The sequence below is a fragment of the Rhizobacter sp. genome, from assembly GCF_035702065.1.
Lineage (GTDB): Bacteria > Pseudomonadota > Gammaproteobacteria > Burkholderiales > Burkholderiaceae_C > Rhizobacter.
Genome location: NZ_DASSRA010000175.1, coordinates 1 through 4,733, shown reverse-complemented (window position 1 = coordinate 4,733; position 4,733 = coordinate 1). Strand labels below are relative to the sequence as shown.

4 protein-coding genes are annotated in these 4,733 nt (G+C 66.7%); 3 read left to right on the top strand and 1 reads right to left on the bottom strand.

Going from position 1 to position 4,733, the window contains the following annotated elements:
• Positions 1 to 285: 285 nt before the first annotated feature.
• The gene (locus tag VFL64_RS08330) at positions 286 to 1,059 is read right to left on the bottom strand and encodes an IclR family transcriptional regulator domain-containing protein (protein WP_489539912.1); all 774 of its coding nucleotides are present in this window, start codon (positions 1,057 to 1,059) and stop codon (positions 286 to 288) included.
• 154 nt (positions 1,060 to 1,213) lie between these two features.
• Here VFL64_RS08330 and VFL64_RS08325 point away from each other — a divergent pair, with 154 nt between their 5' ends.
• Genes VFL64_RS08325 through VFL64_RS08315 form a run of 3 tightly spaced genes read left to right on the top strand, consistent with a single transcriptional unit; the run spans position 1,214 to position 4,167 of the window.
• Positions 1,214 to 2,065, top strand: coding sequence for a shikimate dehydrogenase family protein (locus tag VFL64_RS08325; protein WP_489539911.1), 852 nt, complete (start codon positions 1,214 to 1,216; stop codon positions 2,063 to 2,065).
• A 49-nt stretch (positions 2,066 to 2,114) separates the two neighbouring features.
• Entirely contained in the window at positions 2,115 to 3,269 is a 1,155-nt protein-coding gene (locus VFL64_RS08320; protein WP_489539910.1) for an ABC transporter substrate-binding protein, read from the top strand.
• Positions 3,270 to 3,291: 22 nt separating this feature from the next.
• Positions 3,292 to 4,167 (top strand): branched-chain amino acid ABC transporter permease, encoded by an 876-nt coding sequence (locus VFL64_RS08315; RefSeq protein ID WP_489539909.1) that lies wholly within the window; start codon positions 3,292 to 3,294, stop codon positions 4,165 to 4,167.
• Positions 4,168 to 4,733: the final 566 nt, after the last annotated feature.

Genomic DNA, 4,733 nt, shown 5'->3' with positions numbered 1-4,733 from the left:
CAGGTCGATCAGGCCGTAGGCCACGACGCTCGATTGCGCCTGCGCGGCGCCCACGGCCAGCAGCGCTGCCGTGGCCAGGATGGTTCTTTGGATGATGCGGGTGTGCATGGGTCTCTCTCCTCGGGTTGGATGAAGCCGCTGGTTCTCAACGGTCTGACGAGCAGGGAAATTTCAGCACCGCGCCCACGGCTGCGGTAGCGGTGTCGCGCCGAACCGAGCGCTCATCGCGCCACTTGAGCGCTCATCGCTCGAAAGCCGGGTTTTCACCCGCTTAGCACGTTGGTGTCAAAGCAACGGCCGCAAGGCCTGCGCCACTTCATACAAGAGCGGCAGCAGCTTGGAGCGCAGCTGGTCGGGCGTGTACGAGATGGATTGCAGCGTCATGCCCACCGCACCCTTGCAGTGGCCCTTGCGGTCGCGCAGCGCGGTGGCGATGCCGCACAAGCCGAGGTCGAGCTGCTGCTCGGTGATCCAGTGGTCGAGCGCACGCGCCGCGCGCACGTGCTCGCGGAAGACCGGCTGGGTGGTCACGGTGTGCGAGGTGAAGGCATGGAAGTCGTGCTCGGCGATCCAGTGGTCGAGCTCGGCATCGCTCAGCGCCGAGAGCATCACGATGCCGGGCGTGACCACGTGCGCCGGCGCGCGCGCCCCGGCGTGGTAGCCGATGGAGACCACGCGCGGCGAGTTGCTGCGTGCCACGTAGACCACCTCGTGGCCGTCGAGCACGCTCACGTTGACCGTCTCGCCGCACTGCATGGACACGCGCTGGATGAAGGGCTGCACCAGCCGCGGCAGGCGCGCCGCGCCCAGGTAGCTCTGGCTCAGGCGCAGCACGCGCGGGGTGAGCCAGAACAGCTTGCCGTCGGTGCCGGCGTAGCCGAAGTGCACCAGGCTCAGCAGATAGCGCCGCGCCGCGGTGCGCGTCAGGCCGGTGAGGTGGGCGGCCTCGCTGGGCGTGATGCGCGGGTGGTCGTCGTCGAAGGCTTCGATCACGCGCAAGCCCTTGCCCAGACCTTCGATGAGGTCTTTCTTGTCGATCTGGAACTCGGCTTCGTCCATCAACCTGGCAAGTGATAACCCGGGAAACGAGCGATGGTCGCTCAGCGTGAGCGATCGTCGCGCATTTCGCGGCTCCTGCGCTTGTGGATAACACGGTGCCTGCCTACTCTTCCGCTTCCTTGGGCTTCGCCGCATCCGCTTTGTTGGCATGAACATGAACATCTCTGGCACCACCCGCGTCTTCATGATCCTGGGCGACCCCGTCGGCCAGGTGCGCGCGCCCGAGCTGTTCAACCACCTCTTCAGCCAGCACGGCGTCGATGCGGTGCTGGTGCCCGCCCACGTGCCGCCGCACGAGTTCGCGCCCTTCTCCCGGCAGGTGCTGAAGGCGCGCAACATCGACGGCCTGTGGCTGGCCATCCCGCACAAGACGGCGATGATCCCGCTGCTCGACCGCTGCGACCGCCTGGGCCGCAGCGCCGAGGCGGTGAACGCCGTGCGCCGCAATGCCGACGGCTCCATCGAAGGCGCTCTGTTCGACGGCGTGGGCTTCACCAAGGCGCTGGACCACTTCGGCATTCCCATCGCCGGCCGGCGCATCCTGGTGGTGGGCGTGGGCGGCGGCGGCGTGGCCATCGCCACCTCGCTGGCGGCGCGCGGCGTGGGCCAGCTCGCGCTCTTCGACACCGCCCGGCCGCGCACCACGCAGATCGCCCGCCGCCTGGCCACCGAGTTCGGCGTGCCGGTGACCGCGGCCGAGACCCCCGACCCCGCGGGCTACGACCTGGTGGTCAACGCCACGCCGCTGGGCCTGAAGGCCGGCGACCCGCTGCCTTTCGACGTGGCGCGCCTCGACGCCGGCAGCGTGGTGTTCGACATCCTGATGAAGAACCAGCCCACGCCGCTGCTGCGCGCCTGCCAAGCGCGCGGCGTCATCGCCCACCCCGGCTTCGAGATGATGGTGCAGCAGGTTCCCGAATACCTTTCCTTCTTCGGCTACGACAACATCGCGCAGGCGGTGCAGGCCGACCCGTCCGACGTGCGCGCCCTGTTCAGCGAGAGCTGAGCCGGGCATGCATTCCACAAGATCCCCGTCCAACAACAGGAGACATGCCATGACATTCATCCGCACCACGCTGTTCAGCGCCCTCGCCCTCGCGGGCACGCTGGCGGCACCGGCCGCCTTCTCGCAGCAGACCATCAAGCTCGCGGTGATCCAGGAGCTTTCGGGCGCGGGCGCCACCGCCGGCACCAACGCCAAGAACGGCATCGAGCTGGCGGTCAAGGAGATCAACGCCGGCGGCGGCATCCTGGGCAAGAAGATCGAGACCAACGTCAACGACACCCAGTCCAACCCCGGCGTGGCCAAGGGCCTGGCCACCAAGGCGGTCGACGACGGCGTGTTCGCCGTGCTGGGGCCCACCTTCTCCGGCTCGGTGCTGGTGAGCATGGCCGAGACCCGGCGCGCCGAGGTGATCAACTTCACCGGCGGCGAGGCCTCCTCGATCACGCAGCAGGGCAACCCGTACATCTTCCGCACCAGCTTCACGCAGGCTTCGTCCATGCCCAAGGTGGCGCGCTACATCGCCAACAACCTGAAGGCCAAGACGGTGGCGGTGATCTTCGTCAACAACGACTTCGGCAAGGGCGGGCGAGACGCGTTCACCAAGTCGGCCGAAGCCAGCGGCCTGAAGGTGGTGGCCGACATCTCCACCGAGTCGGGCCAGGTCGATTTCGCCGCGCCGGTGCTCAAGGCCAAGCAGAGCAACGCCGACGTGCTGTTCGTCTACACCAACGAAGAGGAATCGGCACGCGCGCTGCGCGAGCTGCGCAAGCAAGGCTGGGCCAAGCCGGTGATCGGCGAGACCACGCTCACCGGCCAGAAGGTGATCGACCTCGCCGGCGAAGCCGCCAACGGCGCCATCGCCCACGTCGGCCTCACGGTCGACGCGCCCAGCCCCAACATGCGCGCCTTCCGCGCCAAGTTCGAGAAGGAATACAAGTACGTCTCGGACCACAACGGCATCAAGGGCTACACCAGCGTCTACATGCTGAAGGCTGCCATCGAGAAGGTCGGCAAGCTCGACCGCGTGGCGGTGGCCAAGGCCTTGCACGGGCTGAGCATCTCGGCGGCCAAGGAACCCGGCGTGCTGATGGACGTGAGCATCGACGAGAACGGCGACCTGGACCGCGAGAGCTTCATCGTCGAGGTGAAGAACGGCAAGCAGGAGGTGAAGGAAATCCTGCCGCCGCTCGGCAAGAAGTCCTGATGCAGCGGGTGGGGTTCAGCACATGACGGACTTTCTGCAACTCGTGCTGTCGGGCATGGCCACCGGCGGCATCTACGCCCTGGCCGCGCTCGGCTTCACCTTGCTCTGGCAAGCGTCGGGCACGATCAACTTCGCGCAGGGCGAGTTCGTCATGCTGCCGGCCTTCACCATGCTGGGCCTCATGGTGGTGGGCATGCCGCTGTGGGGCAGCTTCATCGTCACCTGCGCGGTCTCGGTGTTGGTGCTGGGCTGGGCCTTCAAGCGCGGCATCGCCGACCCGCTGCTCAAGTTCGGCCTGATGCCGATCGTGGTGGCGACCATCGGCCTGGCGATTGCGATGCGCAACGGCATCCGCGCCGGGTTCACGGCCGAGGCCCACCCGTTTCCCAGCCTCTTCCCCGACAAGCTCTTCAACGTGGCGGGTGTGACCATCACGCTGGTCGACCTGGGCACGCTGATGATGGCGCTGGTGCTGGTGCTGGGGACGCAGGCCTTTCTCGCGAAGACGGTGACCGGGCGGGCCATGCAGGCGGTGGCGCAGAACACGGACAGCGCGACGGTGCTGGGCATCAATGTGCCGCGGATGATCTTCTACACCTTTGCGATCAACGCCTTGCTTGCCTGCGCGGCGGCATTGCTGGTGACGCCGACCTACCTCGCCAAGTTCGACATGGGGGAGCCGTTGGGGACGAAGGCGTTCTTCGCGGCCATCATCGGTGGGTTCAACAACTCGCGGGGGGCGCTGCTGGGTGGATTGATCGTTGGCGTGGCCGAGAACTTGGCGTCGGCTTACATCTCGCCGGCGTACAAGGATGCGGTGGCGCTGGTTGTCTTCATGTTGGTGATCCTGTTCAAGCCGCAGGGGTTGTTGGGGAAGAAGGAGGAGCGGAAGGTATGAGGCGCTTCGCTTCTTTCTTGACGCATCGACGGCCACAGTCCGCTCAGGCTGAGGTATCGAAGCCCTGCTCCGTTGTGTGCCCGCTTCGCGTGGTTGCTTCTTCCTACTTCGAACGGGTGCGCCGGGAGTCCGCCCCGGCGGGCGGGTCACTTTCATTTGTCGCGCCAAATGAAAGTAACCAAAGCAAAGGCGCTCTTCACGTGGCCGAACTGCGTGGCTTCAAGTCTCCTCGGCCTGTCCTCGCCATGCTCCAGGATCGGCCGAACACCTGCTGCGACTCCATTACTCCTCGTCTCGCCTCGCTTCGCTTCGGCTCAGTTGCCGTCATCCCGGCGAACGCCGGGATCCACTCGTGCCCTGTGCACCATGTGGCAGTGGACCCCGGCGTTCGCCGGGGTGACAGTCCCGGGGCAAAGCGAAGCGAGCCGAGACACGATGCCGAAGGCGAGCCTTCTCTTCGGGCCCCTTGGTGAGCCGTCGAGCAGCGCAGGGCTTGGGGGCTGCGTGCGCCAGCACGCTTCGTCTTCTGACTTCGCGCCGCCTGTCTGAACGCAGCGGCCACAGGC